The following is a 24161-nucleotide window of genomic DNA, read 5'->3' as shown; positions in this document are numbered from 1 at the left end:
CGCGCCTCTCAGTTTTCGAGGTATTTAGCGCGTTTTCACACAGCCTGGACCCAAAGCGGTCAATGCTGATGGATGGAGATCAGCAGAGGATTGGGGGCGGAAAAAATGCTTGGTGCTGGCATTCTTCGAGCGAAGAAACCTTCAAAAACCAGCTGTATTCTTTCACGAAGATCATAGACCTCCTTTCTTTTAAGGTTTTCGATCTTGAAGCCATCTCGACGATCCAGGTGGCAGCCGATCAATAGAAAGCAATAGCTGAAAATGCGAAAAATCCTCCCAGAGAGTTCTTGGGAGGTGCATGTGTCTGTTGCTAGTTGATACAGCGCCCACTCCACCATCAAGTAGTCATCGTGAGCCCAAATTGATTCCTCATGTAATCGTCCAATGAAAGATTGGTCATCGTACTCTTCGCACCCAGCGAAATTTCTGGCGATTACAGAATGAGCATCCATTTAGGTAAGTCCTTTCTCACATTTCTTGGCAGCATTGAAGGGTAGCGATTGGGTCGATGCGGAGCAATGAGGTTCGAGTATCAAGGTTAACTTGACGCTGGCTTCACGGCTTGTAAGGGGGCACGAACGTCCGGTATTGGCCGATTGTTGCCCTTGGCGATAGGCAGAAAACGGCCAGAGGCGGCCAGTCAACGAAATCCGAGGTAATTCAGTTCCGCATCTAACGTGATGGTTAACCCAGCATTTCTTTCGGAAACGCACGAACACGGGTTCTAAACATTCCGTTTCTTTTACGGCTTCTGTTCAGTTGTAAGGGACCAGCGACAATGGGACAGATCTATTATTCAGTAAATAAATCCGTCCCTATTTTTCGCAGGCTTTCATTAGCCTGTAAAAGTCCTCCAGCGCCTCGCGAAATTCCGCCAGGGGGAAACTGATCGAGCGATTCTCGGCATCCCATCGAGTGGTAATACCGACTTCCAGACCGCTGGACACGCTCAACCCAAAACGGCGCCAGTGCAGAGTCTCTCCGTCAATCACCTGTTCGGTCATCAGCACAAAGCAATCGAAGTCCATGTCATCGCCGCAAACCAGTAGCGGAACCGGAGTCGATGTGCCGTCTTCTGCAGGGGCGAAACGCCGTTGGGCAAGCGCATCTTCTTCCTCGTCCAGCAACCACATCAATGAAAGACCGTTCAGGTCGAGATCGGGGTATTCGAGGTGATTGTTTAGCCACTCCTCGATAGGTACATCGTCGATAAACAGCCAGGCACAGCGGCTACGGCTAAATTTCGCTTGATGGTAAGCGGCATGGATGCGGTGATGCATAGGAAGTCCATTCAACGATAGAGGGCCAAGGGTTCACTTGGTGGGAAAGAGTTCGAGTCCGCGTGAATCGCCGAACAGGTTATCGCCAGGTTCAACGATTGCTGAAGGGCAACCGCGCGGTAACCGGCGAGTGCCAATAGCGGACGTCAAACCTTGGCATTTTTTTTCGTTTACGTGTCGTAGCTAGCCGATGCGGGAAGTGTTCCAATTGGAATTTCCAACATTGATAGAAAGGTACCCAGCCATGCCAGATGCGACCGATGAAGCATTCTATGATCGAGCAGACGCGCATATAAACCTTTCGAACGAGCAGCTCAGGGAGTTCGGAGACCTTGGCAAAGTCAGTGCGTCGATGATGTTTGGCTCCACTCGATTCAATGCTTGGGTGAGCGCTCGCAACTTCAAATCAGGCGAGGAAATGGCTCAGGCTCGCGAAGCGATGTTGAAGTATTTTTGTGAGCAGTACCGGATGATGCTCGAGGACAATCTCGACGACCATATCAACAATTTCAGCCAGTACATGACTGCGAAAGACGCCTGATAGATATTGGTTGCTCTCGGTGATTGACTGTTTTGGTCGTTGGCAGTCGATCTCGATGGGCCGGTATCGACCAGAAGCAGGCTGGTCGCAAGTTATCTTAATCGAAGGAGCGTTTTTAGTGAGCGGCCATAACAAGGGCTTGAGAGCCGACTTCACAGAGGCGCTCAAGGAAATAACCGCGCTGATGTCCATTGCATACAAACAAACCGGCCCTGTACCGGTTGACCATGCGTTAGCTCAGGCAGGTTTAGAGAAAGGTGGTGAAATCGTTATGGATTACGTCGATCACAACGAGGCTGGAGTAGCGTTCGAACACCTGCTTTACATGATTAATGAGCCACCACTCGTTGTTTCTGAAGAATGTACAAAGATCTTGGCCCGAATCGCAAAAAACCTGGAGATGCCGTCTACAGGGGACAATAGCAGCCGCCTATGAAGGGCTGCTATGGCCGATACCTGTCAGCATTCCGCCCAGCAGAGTCAATTCGCTGAGCTGCTCCACGGTAGCAGTTCGTTGAATACGCTGAAGAAATTCATCAAAAATGAAGTCTCTGCAGTTCCGAAGAATCCGCACATCATCCCGTACATCGAAAGCACTGATCGCCCACTCCAAACAAAAAAAGCGCCACTCATCAAGCAGCGCTTTTTTTATGCATTTCTACAAAGACCAAGGTATCTACCGATCTTCTCCCCGTGCTCGCCGCTCCTCAACCTCCGCCAACACAGCAAGATCCATATCCCCCTCGCCATGGGCAATGGCGTCCAGCAGGTTGTCGCGGATCATGTCTGCCGTGGGCATCTGAACAGACACTTGCTTGGCAGCAGCAAGAATCAAGTCAACGTCTTTGAGCCCCAGTGAGGCTTTAAACGCGGCGGGTTCGTATCGGCGTTCGCCGATGAGAGAGACAACGGGACAGATCTATTTTTCAGTGCAGGCCAGGACGTTGGACACGATAGTGGCAAAATAGTAGCATTCTGAATACTGCTTTGAATTCTATGGCGCAGCAGGGCCTGCAGTCATCCATATCGGTTTCCTCCGTGAGCAAGACTAAAACTCGTCTCTTAGCCAACCTTCAGGTTCATCCATGATGAAAAAATATCAATTCTTATTAATCGCTTCTTGCGTCTTTATTTCGGCTTGTTCCGGCATTCCATATGCACCCAAAGGCTCGACAATGTACGACGGTGGATACACCGACGTAAAAACAGGTGCTAACACCTATACGGTTACTTTCGAAGGTAACGGCTACAACAAACAAGAACAAGTTGTAGGCTTTGTCAAACAACGAGCGGATGAGTTATGCCATCCATTTAAAGCAGAAACAGAAGTCCGCCCATTCCTTAAAGAGAAAACAAATTACACAGCATTGAACGGACAACTCTATATAACACAGCATAAATTTCCTAGCGCAGAAGCATCCGTTGTTTGCGTCGAATAAACCATAATCGATGGCTAAAGTCGTTTACCAAACAGAAAAAAAAGGGACGACAATGGGACAGATCTATTTTTCAGTAAATAAATCCGTCCCTATTTTCCGACGTCTGTCGCTCCTGCTTTGCTCAGCCTCACGCCAGCGCATCATCCTGATGTGATAGCGGCTGCACCGCCAGGTGCGGAGTTTCGCCGAAGAACTCGATCAGCAGTTCAGTGAGCACACGTATTTTCCGCGCTGGATGCGGACCAGGTGGGCGGATGATGTAGGCACCGGCCGGAGGGGGTGGATGGTTTGCCATGATCGGCACCAGTGCGCCGGATGCCACGTGTTCATGGGTGAGGCAGTCGGGCAGGTAGGCGACACCGAGGCCAGCGGTCGCGGCGGCGACGAGGGCGGTGCCGTTGTCGGCCTTGAAGCGTCCTTGCGGACGAACCGTGATGATCTTGTCGCCATCCATGAATTGCCAGGCTTCGGTGCTCTGCATGAGCGCCTGATGGGCGATCAGTTCGTCCGGCGTCTCGGGTGCACCGTGCGCCTTGATGTAGTCGGGGCTCGCGACGAGTTTGGTGTAGACCGGGCCTATGCGCCTTGCGATCAGATTGGAGTCCTTCAGATAACCCACCCGAATGGCGCAATCGTAGCCCTCGGTGATGAGGTCAACGAAGCGATCACTGTAGCAAGTCTGCATATGCAACTGAGGGTGACGGCGTGCCATTTCCGCTAGTACCGGTGCGAAGTGAGTCGGGCCAAACGACAGCGGGACGGCCACGCGCAAGCGGCCGCGGAGGGCGCCAGCGGGCAGGATCGTTTCCTTGGCGATGTCGATCTCGGTGCAGACCCTGGCGGCGTAGTCCCGGAACGTCGCGCCGGCCTCAGTCAGTGCCGCCCCGCGAGTGGAGCGTGCCAGCAGTTGCACGCCCAGTTCGGTTTCAAGCCGAGCCAGGCGTCGGCTGACGATCGATTTCGACACGCCAAGACGCAGTGCGGCCTGCGAAATGCCCCCGGCATCAGCCACTTCCACGAAGGTCTGTAGTTCTTCGATATCCATTCTTGCGTTCCCCTTTTCGCGACACAGCACGTCGCGCAATGCTACTACTGCATCGAACATAGGAACAGCACAATGGATTTTCCAGGCACGGCGTCATTCGCACGTGTCTCGGAATCCATCAGTCGCACAGGCTCCGGCCTTATTCACAAACGTGCGTCACCCATGAAAAGGATTTGCCAATGGCAAGCGAGACTCTCCGCAACCCCGATACCGATCAGCTACTAACCCCGGAAAATTCGGCGTTGATCATCATCGATTATCAGCCTGTTCAGGTTTCTTCGATCCGCTCGATGCCGCGTGATGAACTCGTCTTCAACATCACCAGCGTCGCGAAGGCGGCGGTCAACTACAACCTTCCGATCATCCACTCGACCGTCAATGTCGCGACCGGCCGCAACAAGCCGCCGATTCAGGAGCTGCAAGAGGTGCTCGGCCATCTGCCGACCTATGACCGCACTTCGATCAACAGTTGGGAGGACACGGAATTCAAGCAGGCAGTCAAGGCGCTCGGGCGCAAGAAGCTCATCATGACTGCGCTCTGGACCGAAGCATGCCTGACATTCCCGGTGCTCGACGCGATTCAGGAAGGCTATGAAGTTTATGTGCCGATTGATGCAGTTGGCGGCACATCGCTCGCCGCACACGAGGCGGCGTTGCGCAGGATGGAACAGGCGGGCGCGAAGCTCATCAGCCGGGTGCAGATGTACTGCGAACTGCAGCGCGACTGGGCGCGAGAAGTGACCGTGCCGGGCTTTCTGGGCGTGTTCGAGAACTTCGACGGGTTCAACGCTGAAAAGGCTCTGGATGAGGCGGACAAGAAGGCCTGATTAGCGGGCAGTTGACGAAGGTGGCGCTCGCGAAAGCGGGCGCTGCCTTTATTTTTCACCTACTCCAAACGAAAAGACCAAGGTATCTACCGATCTTCTCCCTGTGCTCGCCGTTCCTCAACTTCCGCCAACACAGCAAGATCCATATCCCCCTCGCCATGGGCAATGGCGTCCAGCAGGTTGTCGCGGATCATGTCTGCCGTGGGCATCTGAACAGACACTTGCTTGGCAGCAGCAAGAATCAAGTCAACGTCTTTGAGCCCCAGTGAGGCTTTAAACGCGGCGGGTTCGTATCGGCGTTCGCCGATGAGGGCGCCGTAGCCTTGGTAGACCGGGCCGGTAAATATGGTGGTTGATACCAGGTCGATCAGGGCCGCGGAGGGCAGATCGTGGCGGGTGACCAGCACCGCCGCTTCGCTCATGGCTTGTACCGCCGACACCAGCAAGAAGTTAGTCGCCAGTTTCATGGCGTTGGCGCTCGACGCTTTATCACCGAGCCGCCAGGTCTTGCGCCCGATCAGATCAAGCAGCGGTTGCACGCGGTCGATGGCGGGGGCAGGTCCGGCAGCCAGGATATTGAGCTGACCCAGGGCCGCGACGTTCGGCCGTCCCATCACCGGCGCGGCGATGTAGTCGATGCCCTGGGCTTCATGCAGCGCGGCCAATTCCTCGGCGAAGGCCACGGCAATGGTCGCGAGGTTGACATGAATCAGGGGGCCTTTGAGACGGGCGAGCAGTCCGGAGTCCAGCAGCACCGCCCGCAGGGCCTTGTCATCGGCGAGCATGCTGAACACCACGTCGGCGCTGAATGCCTGAGCCGCGCTTGTCGCGGCATGGGCCCCCAAGTCGACTAACTTTTGTGCCGCGTCGGGGGAGCGATTCCACACCCACACGTCGTGGCCACTTTTCAAGAGATTGGCCGCAATGGCCTGGCCCATGCTGCCAAGACCCAGAAAACCGATTTTCATGAGCTGTGTTCCTCTGTTTGCATCGTTGATAACACCAGAAGCTCCCGTGGGAGCGCTATTGCACCACGGTGTCGGTTGGGTGAATACCCGGCACCCACCCATTTGGAGTATGGCGCGGCTGTGCAATCGGCTGAATGATCGGCATGACAACAATTCGAGAGGGAAGCGTTCATGCCGATTTCAAAACAAGCATTCTTGACGCCCGCCGAACAGGCAAAACTGACCCGTGCTGACAAGGCGCATTACATGCACGGCTATCACGTGTTCGATGACCACGCGGAGCAGGGCGCGCTGAACATTGTGGCTGGCGAAGGCGCTTATATCTACGACGCCGACGGCAATCGATTCCTCGATGCGGTGGGCGGCATGTGGTGCACGAACATTGGTTTGGGCCGTGAAGAAATGGCCGATGCCATTGCCGACCAGGTTCGTCAGTTGGCCTATTCAAATCCCTTCTCCGATATGGCCAATACCGTCGCCATTCGTTTGTGCGAGAAACTCGCGAGCCTGGCACCGGGGGATCTGGATCATGTGTTCCTGACCACCGGCGGTTCGACGGCGGTGGACACCAGTTATCGATTGATTCAGTTCTATCAAAACTGCCGGGGCAAGCCCGAGAAAAAGCATGTGATCGCCCGTCACGGCGCGTATCACGGCTCAACATGCCAGACGATGTCGATCGGCAACAAAGCCGCGGACCGGGTCCCCGAGTTCGATTATGCCCACGATAAAATCCATCACGTTTCCAGCCCCAATCCTTATCGTGCGCCGGACGGCATGAGCGAAGCGCAACTGCTCGAGTTCCTGGTGGGCGAATTTGAAGACAAGATCCTGAGCATCGGTGCGGACAAAGTGGCCGCGTTCTATGCCGAGCCGATCATGGGCTCTGGCGGTGTGATCATTCCACCGGACGGGTATTTGCTGCGGATGTGGGAGGTCTGCCAGAAGTACGACATTCTTTTTGTCGCGGATGAAGTGGTGACGTCCTTTGGCCGCCTGGGCAAGTTCTTTTCCTCCTACGATGTGTTCGGTGTGCAACCCGACATCATCACCACCGCCAAAGGCCTGACGTCGGCGTACTTGCCACTGGGCGCGTGCATTTTCTCGCAACGGATCTGGGACGTGATCAGCGAGCCGGGCCAGGGGCGTTGTTTCACTCACGGGTTTACTTACAGCGGCCATCCGGTGTGCTGCACGGCAGCCCTGAAGAACATCGAAATCATCGAACGGGAAAACCTGTTGGCCCATGTCGATGATGTGGGCGACTACTTCGAACGGCGTCTGAAGACCCTGGAAGGCCTGCCGCTGGTGGGGGATGTGCGTTGCAAGAAATTGATGGCATGCGTTGAATTCGTCGAAGACAAACGCACGAAAAAACTGTTCCCGGAGGCGTTGAACATTGGCGAGAAAATCCATCTGCGAGCGCAGTACAAAGGGTTGCTGGTGCGACCGATCGTGCACCTCAACGTGATGTCGCCACCGTTGACGATCAGCCGAGCGCAGGTCGATGAGATCGTCGAAACGTTGCGCGAATGCATCCTCGAAGTCGCCGTGGAGCTTCAATGCAGTGGTGATTACGCCGGGCAATGAACCGCCGTTTCGCATCTTTGCGCGGGGAGGGGGCAATCGCTAGACTGGCCGGCATGAACTCATCGGCCCCCCCTCATTCGATCACCCTGGCCCTGCATGCGCTGCACCAATGGCATGTGGAGCTTGAACGCGCGTTCCAGCATGGCGCAGAGCCCGATGCACTGCGGCATCTGGTGGTGGCGTTGACGGCGCTGGCGCCGGTCGAGTCGGTGATGATCAGCCTTGAGCGCAAGGACTGCCCGCCCAGGTTGCTCTATCAGCATGGGATTCCCGAGCAACACCTGGACGCGATCCTCAATCGTTACTTCTCAGTCGGTTATTTGCTCGATCCGTTCTGCCTGGCGGTGGACGGTGGTCTGGCGCAAGGTTTTTATTCGTTGGCCGAGATTGCCCCTGACAACTTTTTCGACAGCGATTACTACAAGACCTATTACCTGAATCTGGGCTGCACCGAGGACAGTTACTACATCGTCAATCTGGACGACCACAGCAAGATTTCCGTCAGTCTTTTCCAGGGCATGGGTGCCAGTTGCTTGAGCGCCGACCAGTTGAATGTGCTGCGGGCCGTCGAACCGATGGTGCGCCTGTTCATCAACCAGTGTGGCTACATTGACCAACAGCGCCATTCAATCATTGCCTCTGTCGAAACCGCCGCAGAAGTGGCATCGACAGTGGTCAACCAGCGCATTCAGGTGGCGATGCAGCAGTTCGGCTGTGACGTGTTGACCGAGCGCGAGCGGGAAAGTGCGCACATGGTCTTGCGTGGGCACTCGATAAAATCCGCCGCGCGGGAAATGGGCATCTCCCCCGAGACCGTGCGCATGCACCGGAAAAACCTGTACTTGAAGCTGGGCATCAACTCGCAATCAGAGTTGTTTGCCCAGTTTATCGAGTGGTTGCAGAAAGCTTAGAGCCGCATCGCAAACACATCCTGTCGACACAAAAGTGCACCTACCCATTTGGAGTATGGTGCCGACCCCTCAATGGCTAAATAGTAAAGGCGCACGCTTCCTTCAGAAGAAAAACACCCAAAGGTGAATAGAAATGCGAACTGCGCTAGCCATCCTTTCCAGTCTGTTGCTTTTCCCTTTGTGCTCGGCGACTCATGCGGCGGAGGCGGATGACACGCTGCGCATCTACAACTGGTCGGACTACATCGGTGAACACACACTGGCGGATTTCCAGAAGGCCACGGGCATCAAAGTCATTTATGACACCTTTGATGGTTACGAGACCGTCCAGGCCAAACTGCTGACCGGCCACTCCGGTTATGACCTGGTCATGCTTAACGCGTCGCTGGTTCCACCGTTGATCAAGGCGAACGTATTCCAGCCGCTGGACAAGAAACAGTTGCCGGGCTGGAGCAATCTTAATCCGGAGATTGTGCAAAAGTTGCAGGCTTACGATCCGGGTCTTATCTATTCGGCGCCTTACACCTGGGGCAGTAACGGGGTGACGTACAACGTCGACATGATCAAGGAACGGATGCCCGATGCGCCGCTCGGTTCATTGGCGATGCTCTTCGATCCGAAAGTGGTTTCACGCTTCGCCGATTGCGGCGTGACGATGCTCGACGCCCCCACCGAAGTCCTTCCCCTGGTCCTGCAATACCTTGGCCGCGACCCGCAAAGTGCTTCCGCCGAAGACCTGAAAGCCGCGCAGGACGTGCTGTTGGCGGTGCGTCCGTACATCAAGAAGTTTGACTCGGTGAGTTACCTCAACAGTTTGCCCAATGGCGATACGTGCCTGGCAATGACCTGGTCCGGTGACGCAGCCACCGCCCAGGCGCGGGCGAAAGAAGCGGGGCTCAAGACTAACTTGTCGTATTTCGTGCCCAAGGAAGGTTCGCTGATCTGGTTCGATGACCTCTACATTCCGAAAGATTCCACTCATACCGCCAATGCGCACAAGTTCATCGAGTTCCTGTTGCAGCCACAGAACATGGCCGACGTCACCAATCTGATTCACTACGCCAACAGCAACTCGGCAGCGACCGCGTTAGTGGATGCGGATGTGCTGGCCACTGCGGCGATCTACCCGGATGACGCGACACGCCAGCGCCTGTTTACGCAAAAGACCCATGACGCCCAGGGCATGCGGGCAATGACTCGGGTGTGGAACAACGTGAAAACCGGCAAGTAATGGCGGCTCGCTTTGCCGGCGAATCAGGCAGGGAGTTGTTCGAAGATGTAACAACTTCCACCGTCGCCATCCTCTGTTTCTTGAAAAACCAGAAATGAATCAATGAATTAAGTCCTGTGACCCGTGTTACAGGGCCTTTTGGCACGGGATTGCCGCGTTACTGAACACTTGTTTAGTATCGGCTGCAGTTCTACACCCACGGTTCAAAAACAATAAGACGAGGGCCTTTCATGACTTCTCATTCGACACTGCTGAGCCGGGTAGAAAACGGCATCGCCTGGGTCACGCTCAATCGCCCCGAACAACGCAACGCGTTGGATATTCCGACCCTCAAGGCGTTGATCAATCTGCTCGACGAGCATGATGCCGACCCCACGGTCCGGGTGCTGGTGTTGACCGGTTCTGGCAAAGGCTTCTGCGCAGGCGCCGATGTGGCCGAATGGGCCGACGCCGAAAGTCGCGGCATTCTCGAAACCTATGGCTGGACCGAGACGGCCCACACCTTGATGAACCGCCTGCACGGTTTCAGCAAACCGACCATCGCCGCCATCAACGGCATCGCCGTCGGCGCCGGGATGGATTTGAGCCTGACTTGCGATTTTCGCCTGGCGGCCCAATCGGCGCGGTTCAAGGCCGGCTACACCAGCCTGGCCTACTCGCCGGATGCGGGCGCGAGTTGGCATTTGCCGCGTTTGATCGGCGCCGAACAGGCCAAGCGTCTGCTGTTCCTCGACGAAATCTGGAGTGCTGATCGCGCGTTGGCCACCGGGTTAGTCAGCGAAATCTGCGCCGATGATCAGCTGCTCGGCAGCGCTGCCGAACTGGCCGCACGACTGGCCAACGGCCCGACGTTCGCCTTCATCCAGACCAAAGTCCTGATCCGCGACGGCGCCCAACGCAGCCTCGCCGAACAGCTGGAGGCCGAACAGGCCGCTGGCTTGCTGTGTGGCCGCAGCCACGATGGCGCCGAAGCTCTCAAGGCTGCCGTGGAAAAACGCACCCCTCAATTTATCGGCCGCTAATCCAACAGCAGGTACGTACAGCCATGAATTTCCAACTGACTCAAGAGCAGGACATGCTGGTGGAAGCGGTGCGGCGTTTTGTCGAGAAAGAACTGCTGCCCCACGAAGAAACCGTCGACCGCGCCGATGCCGTGCCACCGGAACTGGCCGCGCAAATTCGCGCCAAGGCGATTGCCGCGGGTTTCTACGCCTTCAACATGCCGGAGGAGGTCGGCGGTGGCGGCCTCGATTACCTGTCCCAGGCGCTGATCGAGCGTGAGCTGTCCAAGGTGTCGTGGGCGCTGCACGTGTTTGTCGCACGGCCGTCGAAGATTCTCATGGCCTGCACCGGCGCGCAGATCGAGGACTATCTGTTGCCGTGCGTGCGTGGGGAAAAGGTCGACTGTTTTGCCCTGACCGAACCGGGCGCGGGCTCCGACGCCAATGCGATCAAGACCCGCGCCGTGCGTGATGGCGATGACTTCGTGATCAACGGCAGCAAGCATTTCATCAGCCACGCCGGGCATGCCGACTTCGCCATCGTGTTCGCGGTCACCGATACCTATGAGCACAACGGCCGCCAGCGCAACGCGGTGACGTCGTTCCTGGTGGATCGCGACACGCCGGGAATGACCATCCGCCGGGGACCGAAATGCGTGAGCAACCGCGGTTATCACACCAGCGAGATCTTCTTCGACGATTGCCGGGTTCCGGCGTCCAAGGTGCTCGGTGAGGTCGGCAAAGGCTGGGACGTCGCCAACGCCTGGTTGACCGCCGGGCGGGTGATGGTGGCCGCCAACTGTGTCGGCCAGGCGCAACGTGCGCTGGACGTGGCGCTGCAATGGGCGGCGGACCGTAAACAATTCGGCCACGCCATCGGCACTTATCAGGGCATCTCGTTCAAGTTGGCGGACATGGCGACCGAAATCCGCGCCGCTGAACTGCTGGCGCTGCACGCTGCCTGGAAAATGGACCAGGGCACCATGACCGACGGCGAGGCCGGCATGGCCAAGCTGTTCGCCAGCGAAGTCTTGGGCCGGGCGGCCGATGAGGCGGTGCAGATTTTCGGCGGCATGGGGTTGATGGACGAGGGGCCGGTGGAGCGGATCTGGCGCAACGCGCGGATCGAGCGGATCTGGGAAGGCACGTCGGAGATCCAGCGCCACATCATTTCCCGCGAGCTGCTGCGGCCGCTGCTGCGCTGATGGGTCAAGGAGAATCCCATGTCAATCAGAGACAATCTCAAGCGTTTGCTGGCCCCGCGTCATTTGGCATTCGTGGGCGGGCGCAGCATGGCGCGGGCGTTCAAACGCTGCGCCGACGGCGGTTTCCAGGGCCAGATGTGGCTGGTCAACCCGCAGCATGAAAGCCTCGATGGCGTTCCTTGCGTGGCGTCGATTGCCGACTTGCCTTGCGGGCCGGATGCAGTCTTCATCGCCACCAATCGCGAACTGACCTTGAGTTGCGTTGCCGACCTGGCGCTCAAGGGCGCCGGCGGAGCGATCTGTTATGCCTCCGGCTTCGCTGAAACCGGCGAGCAAGGGCAGGCCATGCAGACGCAACTGCTGCAAGCCGCCGGCGACATGGCGTTGCTCGGGCCGAACTGTTATGGCTTGCTCGACTACCTGCACAGCGCCGCGTTGTGGCCGGTGGCCCATGGTGGCAAGGCCGTGGAGAAGGGCGTCGCGGTGCTGACCCAGAGCGGCAACTTTGCCTACAACCTGAGCATGAGCGATCGCTCGCTGCCGTTGGCTTACATGGCATCAGTGGGCAATCAGGCGCAGCTCGGCGTAGCGGAATTGATGGACGTGCTGCTCGACGAGCCGCGTGTGACGGCTATCGGTCTGCACCTTGAAGGGCTTAAGAACGTCCCCGGTTTTGCCCGCGCCGCGCACAAGGCGCTGGAGAAAGGCATTCCGGTAATCGCCCTGAAAACCGGTGTGTCACAGATTGGCGCCGAACTGGCGTTGAGTCACACCAGTTCCCTGGCCGGTTCCGATGCACTGTATGACAGCCTGTTCGAGCGTCTCGGTGTCATTCGTGTCAGCGGCCCGGTGAGCTTTGTCGAAACCCTCAAGGCTGCGGCCTGTGGTCGTTTGCCGGCCGGACCGAGTTTGACGGCGCTGGCCTGTTCCGGTGGCGATGCGGGATTTATCGCCGACTATGCCGAACGCAACGGCTTGACCCTGCCCAAATTTGACGACAGCCAACGGGCGGATCTGACGCAGGTGTTGCCGGGCTACGCCAACCTGGTCAATCCGCTGGACTTCACTACGGCGATCTGGGGTGATCGCGACGCGCTGGAAAACATGCTCGACAGCGTTTTGCGCACACCCTCGGACGCAGCCTTGCTGGTGCTGGATTACCCGGCCGAATCCACCGGTGAACGCAAGGAGTGCGACTTGCTGCTGGAGTTGTTTTGCGAACGGCTGGAGCGGCATGGCAAGACCGGCGTTGTGGCGTCGGCGTTTCCGGAGTTGCTCCCGGCCAGTGCTCGCGATCGGCTGCATGCCCGTGGCGTGGCGGCGCTGCAAGGAATAGAAGACGGTTTGGCGGCGTGGGGGCGGATCGCCCGATACCAGGCGCGCCGTCAGGCTTTACTGGCCAAGGGTGAATCGGTCCTGGCGCCGATCTGTCCGGCTGCGCTGGTGGCTGAAGGGCGGTTGCTGGATGAGTGGCAGTCCAAACAGGCGCTGCGTCCGTTCGGTCTGCCATTACCGGAATCGCGGTTGTGCCGCCCGGAACAGGCGTTGGACGAGGCCAGTCGTCTCGGTTATCCGCTGGTGCTCAAAGTGGTCAGCGCCGACCTGCCGCACAAAACCGAAGCCGGCGGTGTGGCCCTCAATCTGAAAGATCCGGCGGCGTTGCAATCAGCGCTGGAAACCATGCGCGGCAATCTTGCGCGGCATGCCCCGGGGCTGGTGTTCGATCAGGTGCTGCTCGAACGCATGGCGCCGCCACCCTTGGCGGAATTGATCGTCGGGATCAAACGCGAAACCGGCTTCGGCCTGGCGCTGGTGATTGGGGCGGGGGGGATTTTGGTCGAGCTGCTCAAGGACAGTCGCAGCCTGTTGCTGCCGACCACCGACCAGGCTATTCACGATGCACTGCTGGGCCTGCGCTGTGCGCCGTTGCTCACGGGGTTTCGCGGTGGGCCGGCGGTGGATATGCCGGCATTGGTTCGGGCGATTCGTGCCGTGGCGGATTACGCCGGCGAGAACGCCGACCGCTTGCTGGAACTGGATGTGAACCCCTTGCTGGTCAATGCCCAAGGTGCCGTGGCGGTGGATGCACTGATCCGCCTGGCCTGAAACTGACTGAATCATAAGGCTGCTCAAATGAATGTTCTGATACTGCACGCCCACCCCGAACCGCAATCCTTTACCAGCGCCCTGCGCGATCAGGCTGTGGGGACCTTGCAAGCCCAAGGGCATGAGGTCCAGGTCTCCGACCTCTACGCCATGCACTGGAACCCCGTCGCCAGCGCCGAGGACTTCTGCGACCGGGACAACCCCGACTACCTGGTCTACGCCCTCGAACAGCGCCTGGGCGTCAAAACCAAAAGCCTGGCCCTGGACATCCAGCAGGAACTGGACAAGTTGCTGTGGGCTGACTTGCTGATCCTTAACTTTCCGATCTATTGGTTCTCCATGCCGGCCATCCTCAAGGGCTGGATCGACCGGGTGCTGGTCTCCGGCGTTTGCTACGGCGGCAAGCGTTTTTATGATCAGGGCGGGCTGGCGGGCAAGAAAGCGCTGGTCAGCGTGACCCTCGGCGGGCGCGAGCACATGTTCGGCGAGGACGCGATTCACGGTCCTCTGGAGGACATGTTGCGGCCACTGCTGCGCGGCACGCTGGCGTATGTCGGCCTCGACGTGCTGCCGCCATTCGTGGCGTGGCATGTGCCGTATATCAGCGCCGATGCTCGCGGACAATTTCTGCTCGATTACCAGCAGCGCCTGGAGCGCCTCGATCAGGATGCGCCGCTGGTCTTCCCGCGCCTGGCGCAGTTTGACGAGGCGCTGTATCCGATCCGTTGATTTCAAAAGGACAAAAGCACCATGGCCGAGGAAGCGCGTTTTCTGCGAATGGACCCCGAACTACGCAAGGCCAATCTGGTGGCGGCCACGCTGAGGTGCCTGAAAAAGTACGGATTTGTCGGCACCTCAATCCGCAAGATTTGCGCTGAGGCCGGGGTTTCCGTGGGGTTGATCAGTCATCACTTCGCCGGCAAGGACGAACTGGTCGCCGATGCCTATCTGCAAATCACCGGACAGGTGATGAAGCTGTTGCGCGAGTCCGTGGCCGCCGCAGGCAGCGGCGCGCGACGGCATTTGACGGCATTCTTCGAAGCGTCGTTTTCCTCGCGCATGCTTGACCCCGAACTGCTCGAAGCCTGGCTGGCGTTCTGGGGCGCGGTGAAAACCGCCGATGCGATCAACCGCGCCCACGATCATTCCTACGGCGAGTATCGGACCATCATGGGTGAAGCCTTGACCTTGTTGGCGCAGGAGGAGGGCTGGGAAGGTTTCGACAGCGGTCTGGCGGCCATCGGCTTGAGCGCATTGCTGGATGGTTTGTGGCTGGAATGCGGGCTCAATCCCGACACCTTCACCCCGGCCCAGGGCGTGCAAATTTGTGAGGCGTGGGTCGATGGCCTGCAAATGGGCGGGTTTCGGCGTTTCATCGCGCGCTGATATCGGCTTGTTGATCAACTGTTCAGCAGTCGCTACAGTGCAGGTCTTCGCGCTTCGTAAAATTCCAAAAATCGGCCGTTTGCGGCACGAACAGGAGCCAGGTCATGAAGCTGATGCCGTGCGTGCTGGTGGTGAGCGAAAATCCGTTGCTGCGGGAATCGCTGCAAGGTTTTCTGGGCGGGGAAGGCTATGAGGTCCACTGTGCCTACAGCGCCGATCAGGCCGATGCATGCCTTGAGCGTTTACCAGTGGGGCTGGTGTTGCTGGATGCGCATTTGCGAAGCGACAACGCCCTGGCCCTGACTCGCCAATGGCGCGGGCGTTCGGAGGTCGGGATTATCCTGGTGGGTGGCGATGACGCCGAACGCCTCGCAGGCCTGGAGTGCGGCGCCGATGATTACCTGACCCAACCCCTGGCCTCGCCGGAATTACTCACCCGCGCCCGTAACCTGCTGCGTCGCGTGCACCACGCCCAATTGCTCGCGCAACCTGCGGCGCAACCCGATGCACATCTCAAGCGTTTTGCCGACTGGACCCTGGACACCGACCGCCGCCGCCTGAAGGGCTGCGATGGTCGCGAAACCCTGCTCAGCCATGGTGAGTTTCAGTTGCTCAATGTGTTCATCCGCAACAGCGGCCACACCTTGAGCCGCGACCAGTTGATGGACCAATTGCGCAACCGGGAATGGCTGCCCAACGATCGCTCCATTGATGTGCTGGTCGGGCGTCTGCGCCGCAAGCTGCATGATGACCCGGCGCAACCGGAATTGATCATCACCATTCACGGCGCAGGCTATCTGTTTACCGCCGGTGCATCCCTGGCCGCCTGAGCATTCAGGAATGTTCGAAGATGTAACAACTGTCAGCCGGACCTCGGTCGCGTCTGGATAAAATCCTTTTAAACCAAATAATTAATTGACCTTTGTGATGTGTTTTCGCAGATGAGTAAAAACTTGCCTCTCTGTTGAACGAGTGTTTAGTATCGACAGCATCCTTCATCACTTCAAAACAATAAAACGAGGGCTGGCATGAGCTTCCAATCGACCCCGCAACCTGTTTCTACAAGTCTGACCGGCGGCCAGGCATTGGTGCGTCTGCTGGCCAATTATGGCGTCGACACCGTGTTCGGCATTCCCGGTGTGCACACGTTGGAGCTGTATCGTGGCCTGCCGGGCAGCGGCATTCGTCATGTGTTGACCCGCCACGAGCAGGGCGCCGGTTTCATGGCTGACGGTTATGCCCGGGTCAGCGGCAAACCCGGCGTGTGCTTCATCATTACCGGGCCCGGCGTCACCAACGCGGCGACGGCCATCGGCCAGGCCTATGCCGACTCGATTCCGATGCTGGTGATCTCCAGCGTCAACCACACTTCAAGTCTCGGCAAAGGCTGGGGCTGCCTGCATGAAACCCAGGATCAACGGGCAATCACCGCGCCCATCACGGCGTTTTCGGCGGTGGCCCTGAGCACCGACGATTTACCGGGGCTGATCGCTCGCGCCTTTGCCGTGTTCGACAGCGAGCGTCCGCGGCCGGTGCACATTTCGGTGCCGCTGGATGTGCTGGCCGGGGCGATCAGTCGTGACTGGAGCGCTGAAGTGGTGCGTCGTCCGGGGCGCGGTCTGCCGGAGGCTGGCACGCTGGATGACGCGGCCCGGCGTCTGCAGCAGGCCAGGCGTCCGATGATCATTGCGGGTGGCGGTGCATTGGCGGCGGGGGCGCAGTTGCAGGCCTTGAGCGAACGTCTCGCCGCGCCGCTGTTCACCAGTGTCGCCGGCAAAGGGTTGCTGGCCCCGGATGCGCCGTTGAATGCCGGCTCCAGCCTTTGCGTCCAACCCGGTTGGGACCTGATCGCGCAAGCGGATGTGGTGCTGGCCGTCGGGACTGAAATGGCCGACACCGATTACTGGCGCGAGCGCCTGCCGCTGAGCGGTGAAGTGATCCGGGTCGATATCGATTCACGCAAGTTCAACGATTTCTACCCTTGCGCCGTCGCCCTGCACGGCGATGCCCGGCAGACCCTCGGCGCGCTGCTGACACGCTTGCCTGACGAGGTGCGCGATCCTCGTGAAGCGATCACGGCAGTGGCCGCGTTGAATGCGGCGATCCGCAGCGGCCACGGTGAATTGCAGGCGCTCCATCAACAGATTCTGGACCGCATCATCGCCGCGATGCCCGCCGACACCGTCATCAGCAGCGACATGACTCAATTGGCCTACACCGGCAACTACGCCTTCGCCAGCCAGGGTATCCGCAGTTGGCTGCATCCCACCGGCTACGGAACCCTGGGGTATGGCTTGCCGGCGGGGATCGGTGCGAAATTCGGCGCGCCCCGGCGGCCCGGTCTGGTGCTGGTGGGGGACGGTGGTTTTCTTTACACCGTGCAGGAGTTGGCCACCGCCGTCGAGGAACTGGACAGCCCGCTGGTAGTGCTGCTCTGGAACAACGACGCCCTGGGGCAGATTCGCGACGACATGCTCAGCCTGGACATCGAACCGGTCGGTGTGTTGCCGCGCAATCCGGATTTCGTGCTGCTGGCCAAAGCCTTCGGCTGCACGGTGTACGAGCCGCAAAGCCTCGACGAGCTGGAGCGCGATCTGCGTCGCGGGTTTGCCCATGCCGGCGTAACCCTGATCGAGCTCAAACACGCCTGCGCGTGCCGATAAACCCAAGCAATCCCGACCTGAAAAACGGCTCGACTGTCGTGAAAACGACCTGTTTACGCTGAACGCGAACCCGGATGACTTTTCTGTTGAACGACTGTTCAGCGTCGGCTATGTTGGCTCCACCACCCCCGGTTGGTTGCGGGCTTGCGTTTCTTCCATTCGAACGAGGCACTGGCATGCGGTTTTCACCCTTTGTTGAGCGAATTTCAGGCGACGGCGTCGCCGCTTGGGATATTCACAATGCAGCGTTCGAAGCCCGACGCCGTGGCGAAGATGTGATCATCCTGAGCGTCGGCGACCCGGATTTCCCCACCCCCGATTTCATCACCGACGCCGCGATCCACGCCCTGCGCGAGGGCGACACCCACTACACCGAAATCGCCGGTCGACAGGCCTTGCGCGAAGCCATCGCCACGCGCTACAGCGGCTTGTTCGAGCGTGAAGTGAATGCGTCCAACGTCATCATCGTCGCCGGGGCACAGAACGCGTTGTTCGCGACTTCGATGTGCCTGCTCAATATCGGCGACGAAGTGATTGCCCTGGACCCGATGTACGTCACCTACGAGGCCACGCTCAAGGCCTCCGGCGCGACGCTGGTCCGGGTTCCGTGCTCGGCGGATGCGGGTTTCCGCCTCGACGCCGCCGTACTCGCCAAGGCCATCACTCCCAAGACCCGGGCGATTTTCTTCTCCAACCCCAACAACCCCACGGGCGTGGTACTCAGCCGCGAAGAGCTGCAAGGCATCGCTGACCTCGTGATCGCCCATGATTTGTGGGTGGTGGTGGATGAGGTGTATGAGAGCCTGACGTTTGAACGCGAGCACCTCAGCCTGGCGTCATTGCCCGGCATGGCCGAGCGTTGCGTGGTGATCGGCAGCCTGTCGAAATCCCATGCGATGACCGGCTGGCGCACCGGCTGGATCATCGCCGATGAAGCGATGGTCGCCCATGCGGAAAATCTGGTGCTGAGCATGCTCTACGGCTTGCCGGGGTTTGTCATGGAAGCCGCACTCGCAGCGGTGCTGGCCCATGAGGAAGTCACCCACGGCATGCGTGAAATTTATCGCCAGCGCCGGGATCTGGTGGTGGCCGGCCTGTCGGATTGCCCGGGCATTTCGGTGCTCAACCCCGATGCCGGCATGTTTGTGCTGGTGGATGTGCGTGACACCGGGTTGAGCTCCCTGGAGTTCGCCTGGCGTCTATTGCGCGAAGCAAAGGTGTCGGTGTTGGACGCCGCCGCATTCGGTGAACCGGCACAAGGCTTCGTACGGATCTCGTTCACCCTGGGCGAAGAACGACTGGCCCAGGCCTGCCAACGCATTCGCGATTTTGTCTTGGTACTCAAAGGCGAAGCACCCCGGCCCGTGGCCGCCCGTGTCACCAGCGCCGCGACGGCAGAGCCGGCCGTGGCCAGGACCATGATCGAAGTCGATGGCCTGCACAAACGCTTCGGCAATATCGAGGTGCTCAAGGGCGTCTCGCTGACGGCCCGCGAAGGTGACGTGATCTCCCTGATCGGTGCCAGCGGCTCGGGCAAAAGTACCTTGCTGCGCTGTATCAACATGCTCGAAGTGCCGGACCAGGGGCGGATCCTGGTGGACGGCGAAAGCATTCACTTGAACTTCGATCGTCCCGGCGCACCGCTGGTGTCGGATGCCAAGCAACTGGTGCGGATTCGTTCGAGCCTGGGCATGGTGTTCCAGAACTTCAACCTCTGGCCCCATCGCACGGTGCTGGAAAACCTCATCGAAGCGCCGACCCAGGTCCTGCGTGAAAGCCGTGCCGAAGCCACTGAACGGGCCGAAGCCTTGCTGGAACGGGTAGGGCTGGCGGCCAAGCGCAACGAGTACCCGGCGTTTCTCTCCGGGGGACAGCAGCAACGGGTGGCCATCGCCCGGGCCTTGGCCATGCGGCCCAAAGTCATGCTGTTCGATGAACCCACCTCGGCACTCGACCCGGAACTGGTCGGCGAAGTGCTGCGGGTGATCCGCTCCCTCGCGGAAGAAGGCCGGACCATGATTCTGGTGACCCATGAGATGGCTTTCGCTCGCGATGTGTCGTCCAAAGTCGCCTATCTGCATCAAGGGCTGATCGAGGAAACCGGTTCGCCGGATGAAGTGTTCGTACACCCACGCAGTGAGCGTTGCCGGCAGTTCGTCAACGCTCATCAGACTCGCTAACGCACCATAAAAAGACGGGAAAACATCATGGGAAATCGACGTTTGGCAAACTGGTTGACCGGCGTGACCTGCGTATTGCTGGCCGGTATGAGTGCGGCGCAGGCCCAGCCGATCAGGTTCGCGGTGGCGGCTGAACCCTATCCGCCGTATACCGAAAAACAGGCCAACGGTGAGTGGAAAGGCTTTGAAGTCGACCTGATTCACAAGCTGTGCAGCGAAATGAAAGCCGAGTGCGAAATCAAGGAAGTGGCGTGGGACGGGATCATTCCGTCGCTGCTGGCGAAGAAGATCGATGTGATTTTCTCTTCCATGTCCGTGACCGAAGAACGGGAAAAACAGATCGCGTTCAGCAAGGCTTACTACGACTCGGTGATTGCGATTGTCGGGCCGAAGGACGCGTCGGTGAAAAAGTACCCGGATGATCTCAAGGGCAAGACCATCGGCGTGCAGAACTCGACGGTGAGCGCCAGTTTCCTCAAGACCTACTACAAGAAAATTGCCGACGTTAAGTATTACGACACCCAGGACTCGGCCAACGCCGACCTGATTGCCGGTCGCATCGACCTGATGATGGCGGACGGCACGGCCATGGCCGCCTTCGTCAAAACCCCCGATGCCAAAGACCTGGCGTACCTCGGCCCGGTGCCGTATGACCCGATCTTCGGCAAAGGTGTGGGCGCCGGTCTGCGCAAGGATGACACCGAACTCAAGGCCAAACTCGACAAGGCCATCACCTCCTTGCTGGCCAGCAAGGACTACGACGACCTCTCCGAGCACTACTTCGGCACCAGCGTGAAACCTGCGTTCTGACACCAGGGCTGCAAACCCTGACCCTGTAGGAGCGAGGCTTGCCCGCGAAGGGGCCTTTGAAGCCGCCAAAAGCTTCGCGGGCAAGCCTCGCTCCTACAGGGATTGCGTAGGACAGTGATTGCGCTATTTGGAGAGCCAGCAATGTTCGAGTTGATCAATTTCAGCGAAACAGGGTGGGGCGGTGCTCTGCTCAAAGGGCTGTGGATGACCCTGCAGATTTCGGCCGGGGCCTTTGTGCTCGGGCTGGCCATCGGACTGGTCGTGGCTTGCCTCAAGCTCAACGCGCCGAAACCGATTGCGACGCTGATGCGCAGCTACACCACGTTGTTCCGCGCGGTGCCGGAGTTGTTGCTGATCCTGCTGCTGTACTACGTCGGTTCCATGCTCCTCAACTCGCTGATGGTCCAATTGGGTTACGAGGTGGTGAATGTCAGCGGTCCTCTGGCGGCCATCGTGGTGTTGGGGCTGGTGCAGGGCGCGTACGCCTCGGAAATTTTCCGGGCGGCGATCCAGGCGATTCCGTTCGGCCAGATCGAAGCGGCGCGGGCGTTTGGCCTGAGCGGGTTCGGCCTGTTCCGGCGCGTCACGTTGCCGATCATGGCGCCGTTTGCGATGGCGGGGATGGCGAACCTGTGGATCAACCTGATCAAGGACAGCGCATTGATCAGCGTGGTCGGCACCAACGAGCTGTTGTACACCGCCAAACAAGGCGCGGGTTCCACGCGTCATTATCTGTTGTTCTACCTCACGGCCGCGGCGATGTATTACGCGGTGACGTTGGTGTCCAACTACCTGTCGGGACGGCTTGAGCGACGCATTCGTCGCTGGATGCCTTTGGCTGAGTGATTGAAATGATTCCAGCGTGGATAGTTGAATACGCAGCGCTGTTGGGCCGAGGGTTGCAAACGACCGTTACCCTGCTGTTGCTGTCCAGTGTGTTCGGTTTCTTGTTGGCCATCCTGGTGGCACTGGCGCGGATCTCGAAATACAAGGTGATCGCCAGGGCTAGCCTGTTCTACACCAGTGTGTTTCGCGGCACGCCGTTGCTGATCCAGATCTACATTTTCTACTACGGGCTCGGCAGCCTGTTTGCGCAATTTCCATTGATTCGCGGCAGTTTCCTCTGGCCCTACCTGCGTGACGGTTACTGGTACATCGTGTTCGCTTTGGTGTTGTCGATGGGCGCCTATGTCGGCGAAGTGATTCGCGGCGGCCTGCTGGCGGTGCCCAGGGGTGAAATGGAAGCCGCCTCGGCCTTCGGCATGACTTCGCGTCAATCCCTGCTGCGGGTGCGCTTGCCCCGGGCCATGCGCTTGCTGTTGCCGACCTTGGCCGGGGAAACCGTGATGTTGCTCAAGTCCACGGCGCTGGCCTCGACCATTGCGGTGATCGACCTGCTGGGCGCGGCCAACGTGGTCCGGGCGCAAACCCTGCAAGTCTATGAGCCGTTGCTGCTGGTGGCCGGGGTGTACGTGTGCCTGACCTTCCTGATCGAGGCGCTGTTTGCCTTTGTCGAACGGCGCGGGACACCTGTGCGCAGGTCCATGTAATGAGTTCGCCAAAGATCGTCGACCGCTCGCTGCAGGGCATTGGCCTGTGCACTTTGGGCTACGCGTTCCTGGCGTTGCAGGACGCGGGCATCAAGTGGCTGGTGGCCGATTATTCGGTGGTGACCATTCTGTTCTGGCGCAGCCTGGTGGTGGTCGTTGCCTGTTTGCTGGCGGGGCGTCTGCGCCTGGTTCAGCGGGCGTGGCGTTCGCCGAGCCGGCGCTTGCTGGTGGTGCGCGGCTTGTTGTCGATCGTGGCCTGGTTGCTGTACTACACGGCCGCCCGGGACCTGACGCTGGCCGAGATGACCACCCTGTATTTTTCGGCGCCGATCATGGTCACGGTACTGGCGGCGATGATTCTCAAGGAACGCGCCAGCGGCTGGCAGTGGTTCAGTCTGATCATCGGCTTCGTCGGCGTGATCATTGCCTGCCGCCCGAACAACATTGCCGATCCGTTGCCGATCGTCCTCACGCTCCTGGCGGCGATGTGTTGGGCCTTCACCTACATCCAGTTGCGTCAGGTCGATGATCAAACGTCAGTGCTGGAGCAGATGCTGATCACCAACGTGGTGTTTGTCATTTGCATGCTGGTGGCGCTGCCCTGGACCCACACCCCGGCGCCGACCCCGGCGTGGCTGGGCATGCTGGCGGCCGGGCTGGTGGGCGGTATCGGTCAATTTCTGCTGTTTGCCAGTTTCCAGCGTGCGACGGCGACCTTGCTGGCGCCATTCGAGTACACCGGGCTGATCTGGGCGTTTGCGCTCTCGAACCTGATCTGGGGCACGCTGATGGATGTGTCACTGATGATCGGCGCCGGGTTGATCGCGGTCAGCGGCACCCTGGCCATGATCTTCGGGCGCCATGCCTCACAGGACGTCGTCGGTGCTGAATGCTCCGTGACGCAGCCCCTTTATCCAGCAACGACAGATGTGGAGGCCGTTGGCGGGGCTGAAGGTTTCGGGGTTCAGGCACCACTCGATCCAGAGTCCGTCGAGCATCGCCGATAAGCCGATGGCCGCCAGGCGCGTGTCGTGAATGACGAAACCTTCGCTGGCCGCCAGATCATCCAGCAGTTGGCGCAGCAGATCGAGGTAGGCGCGGTAGCTTTTTTCGTGGGTCTGGCTGACATGTTCGGAGTGCCGGATCAGGCTCCAGAACACCACCCAGACCCCGAGTAATTGCGGGTCCATGACCCGGGGCGAAAACGAGCCGACGAGGAAGGTGTCCATTTTTTCGGCTGGTGTCTCGGCCTGCTCGACTTCCTGGAGCAGGGCGCTGGTCAGCTCGCTGGCGAGGGTCTGGTAGGTGTCCGCGATCAACGCGTCGATGCTGCCGAAATGGTGATTGAGCAGGCCGACGGACACCCCGGCCTCGGTGGCGATACGGCGCACGGAAATACCGGCGTGGCCGTCGCGGGCCAGGCAACGC

At 59.1% G+C, this 24161-nt stretch carries 24 protein-coding genes and 1 pseudogene; 21 read left to right on the top strand and 4 right to left on the bottom strand.

The genetic code is table 11. The features are described 5' to 3' along the window. On the top strand, positions 1-245 hold a 245-nt coding region (locus BK667_RS33555), incomplete at its 5' end, for a hypothetical protein (protein ID WP_259698037.1). 570 nt (positions 246-815) lie between these two features. Here the strand turns inward: BK667_RS33555 and BK667_RS14390 are convergent. Further along, positions 816-1280 (bottom strand): hypothetical protein, encoded by a 465-nt coding sequence (locus BK667_RS14390; RefSeq protein ID WP_123598007.1) that lies wholly within the window; start codon positions 1278-1280, stop codon positions 816-818. A gap of 244 nt (positions 1281-1524) precedes the next feature. Here BK667_RS14390 and BK667_RS14385 point away from each other — a divergent pair, with 244 nt between their 5' ends. The 4 genes from BK667_RS14385 to BK667_RS33060 all read left to right on the top strand — a co-directional run bounded on the left by BK667_RS14385 (position 1525) and on the right by BK667_RS33060 (position 3260). Then, positions 1525-1821, top strand: a complete 297-nt coding sequence (locus BK667_RS14385) for a DUF3144 domain-containing protein (protein WP_123598006.1) — start codon at positions 1525-1527, stop codon at positions 1819-1821. Positions 1822-1939: 118 nt separating this feature from the next. After that, complete coding sequence (locus tag BK667_RS14380) at positions 1940-2257, top strand: MafI family immunity protein (RefSeq protein WP_123598005.1); 318 nt, start codon at positions 1940-1942, stop codon at positions 2255-2257. A 9-nt stretch (positions 2258-2266) separates the two neighbouring features. Then, positions 2267-2680, top strand: a complete 414-nt coding sequence (locus BK667_RS14375; RefSeq protein ID WP_123598004.1) for a hypothetical protein — start codon at positions 2267-2269, stop codon at positions 2678-2680. 226 nt (positions 2681-2906) lie between these two features. Further along, positions 2907-3260, top strand: coding sequence for a hypothetical protein (locus BK667_RS33060; RefSeq protein ID WP_148058604.1), 354 nt, complete (start codon positions 2907-2909; stop codon positions 3258-3260). A gap of 127 nt (positions 3261-3387) precedes the next feature. Here BK667_RS33060 and BK667_RS14370 read toward each other — a convergent pair whose 3' ends face one another. Then, the gene (locus BK667_RS14370) at positions 3388-4305 is read right to left on the bottom strand and encodes a LysR family transcriptional regulator (protein ID WP_123598003.1); all 918 of its coding nucleotides are present in this window, start codon (positions 4303-4305) and stop codon (positions 3388-3390) included. A 179-nt stretch (positions 4306-4484) separates the two neighbouring features. Here BK667_RS14370 and BK667_RS14365 point away from each other — a divergent pair, with 179 nt between their 5' ends. After that, the gene (locus BK667_RS14365) at positions 4485-5132 is read left to right on the top strand and encodes a hydrolase (RefSeq protein WP_123509479.1); all 648 of its coding nucleotides are present in this window, start codon (positions 4485-4487) and stop codon (positions 5130-5132) included. An 86-nt stretch (positions 5133-5218) separates the two neighbouring features. Here the strand turns inward: BK667_RS14365 and BK667_RS14360 are convergent, their stop codons facing one another. Further along, positions 5219-6100, bottom strand: a complete 882-nt coding sequence (locus tag BK667_RS14360) for an NAD(P)-dependent oxidoreductase (protein WP_123598002.1) — start codon at positions 6098-6100, stop codon at positions 5219-5221. A gap of 171 nt (positions 6101-6271) precedes the next feature. Here BK667_RS14360 and BK667_RS14355 point away from each other — a divergent pair, with 171 nt between their 5' ends. The 15 genes from BK667_RS14355 (at position 6272) to BK667_RS33540 (ending at position 23740) form a co-directional block, all read left to right on the top strand. Continuing rightward, on the top strand, positions 6272-7690 hold the full coding sequence (locus BK667_RS14355) for an aminotransferase (RefSeq protein WP_123598001.1): 1419 nt from the start codon (positions 6272-6274) through the stop codon (positions 7688-7690). Continuing rightward, positions 7687-8601, top strand: a complete 915-nt coding sequence (locus tag BK667_RS14350) for a helix-turn-helix transcriptional regulator (RefSeq protein ID WP_123598000.1) — start codon at positions 7687-7689, stop codon at positions 8599-8601. Before BK667_RS14355 ends, BK667_RS14350 begins: the two co-directional genes overlap by 4 nt. A 133-nt stretch (positions 8602-8734) precedes the next feature. Then, positions 8735-9832, top strand: coding sequence for a polyamine ABC transporter substrate-binding protein (locus BK667_RS14345; RefSeq protein WP_123597999.1), 1098 nt, complete (start codon positions 8735-8737; stop codon positions 9830-9832). A gap of 230 nt (positions 9833-10062) precedes the next feature. Next, positions 10063-10854 carry an enoyl-CoA hydratase/isomerase family protein gene (locus BK667_RS14340; protein WP_123509474.1) on the top strand — a complete coding sequence of 264 codons (792 nt, stop codon included), beginning with the start codon at positions 10063-10065 and terminating at the stop codon, positions 10852-10854. 23 nt (positions 10855-10877) lie between these two features. Next, the gene (locus tag BK667_RS14335; protein ID WP_123597998.1) at positions 10878-12038 is read left to right on the top strand and encodes an acyl-CoA dehydrogenase family protein; all 1161 of its coding nucleotides are present in this window, start codon (positions 10878-10880) and stop codon (positions 12036-12038) included. 18 nt (positions 12039-12056) lie between these two features. Beyond that, positions 12057-14144: an acetate--CoA ligase family protein gene (locus BK667_RS14330; RefSeq protein ID WP_123597997.1), complete on the top strand. Its 2088-nt coding sequence runs from the start codon at positions 12057-12059 to the stop codon at positions 14142-14144. A gap of 27 nt (positions 14145-14171) precedes the next feature. Further along, the gene (locus BK667_RS14325; RefSeq protein ID WP_123597996.1) at positions 14172-14873 is read left to right on the top strand and encodes an NAD(P)H-dependent oxidoreductase; all 702 of its coding nucleotides are present in this window, start codon (positions 14172-14174) and stop codon (positions 14871-14873) included. 21 nt (positions 14874-14894) lie between these two features. Further along, positions 14895-15530, top strand: a complete 636-nt coding sequence (locus tag BK667_RS14320) for a TetR family transcriptional regulator C-terminal domain-containing protein (protein WP_123597995.1) — start codon at positions 14895-14897, stop codon at positions 15528-15530. Positions 15531-15640: 110 nt separating this feature from the next. Then, on the top strand, positions 15641-16360 hold the full coding sequence (locus BK667_RS14315) for a winged helix-turn-helix domain-containing protein (protein ID WP_123598020.1): 720 nt from the start codon (positions 15641-15643) through the stop codon (positions 16358-16360). 198 nt (positions 16361-16558) lie between these two features. Continuing rightward, positions 16559-18193, top strand: coding sequence for a 5-guanidino-2-oxopentanoate decarboxylase (locus tag BK667_RS14310; RefSeq protein ID WP_123597994.1), 1635 nt, complete (start codon positions 16559-16561; stop codon positions 18191-18193). Positions 18194-18369: 176 nt separating this feature from the next. Further along, positions 18370-20373 carry an aminotransferase class I/II-fold pyridoxal phosphate-dependent enzyme gene (locus BK667_RS33835; protein ID WP_123597993.1) on the top strand — a complete coding sequence of 668 codons (2004 nt, stop codon included), beginning with the start codon at positions 18370-18372 and terminating at the stop codon, positions 20371-20373. A 27-nt stretch (positions 20374-20400) separates the two neighbouring features. After that, positions 20401-21183, top strand: coding sequence for a transporter substrate-binding domain-containing protein (locus tag BK667_RS14300; protein WP_123597992.1), 783 nt, complete (start codon positions 20401-20403; stop codon positions 21181-21183). Positions 21184-21324: 141 nt separating this feature from the next. Beyond that, positions 21325-22029, top strand: a complete 705-nt coding sequence (locus BK667_RS14295) for an ABC transporter permease (RefSeq protein ID WP_123509466.1) — start codon at positions 21325-21327, stop codon at positions 22027-22029. 5 nt (positions 22030-22034) lie between these two features. Continuing rightward, positions 22035-22733, top strand: coding sequence for an ABC transporter permease (locus tag BK667_RS14290; protein ID WP_123509668.1), 699 nt, complete (start codon positions 22035-22037; stop codon positions 22731-22733). Next, positions 22733-23740, top strand: coding sequence for a DMT family transporter (locus tag BK667_RS33540; protein ID WP_123597991.1), 1008 nt, complete (start codon positions 22733-22735; stop codon positions 23738-23740). Before BK667_RS14290 ends, BK667_RS33540 begins: the two co-directional genes overlap by 1 nt. Here BK667_RS33540 and BK667_RS14280 read toward each other — a convergent pair. Next, positions 23696-24124, bottom strand: a pseudogene (locus BK667_RS14280) (TetR family transcriptional regulator C-terminal domain-containing protein); the annotation flags it as partial. The gene BK667_RS33540 and the pseudogene BK667_RS14280 overlap by 45 nt on opposite strands. Positions 24125-24161: the final 37 nt, after the last annotated feature.

It is taken from the genome of Pseudomonas frederiksbergensis (assembly GCF_003732705.1).
In the GTDB taxonomy this organism is placed as follows: domain Bacteria; phylum Pseudomonadota; class Gammaproteobacteria; order Pseudomonadales; family Pseudomonadaceae; genus Aquipseudomonas; species Aquipseudomonas frederiksbergensis_F.
Note: the sequence above shows the minus strand (reverse complement) of the source record. Positions and strands in the feature narration are given on the sequence as shown.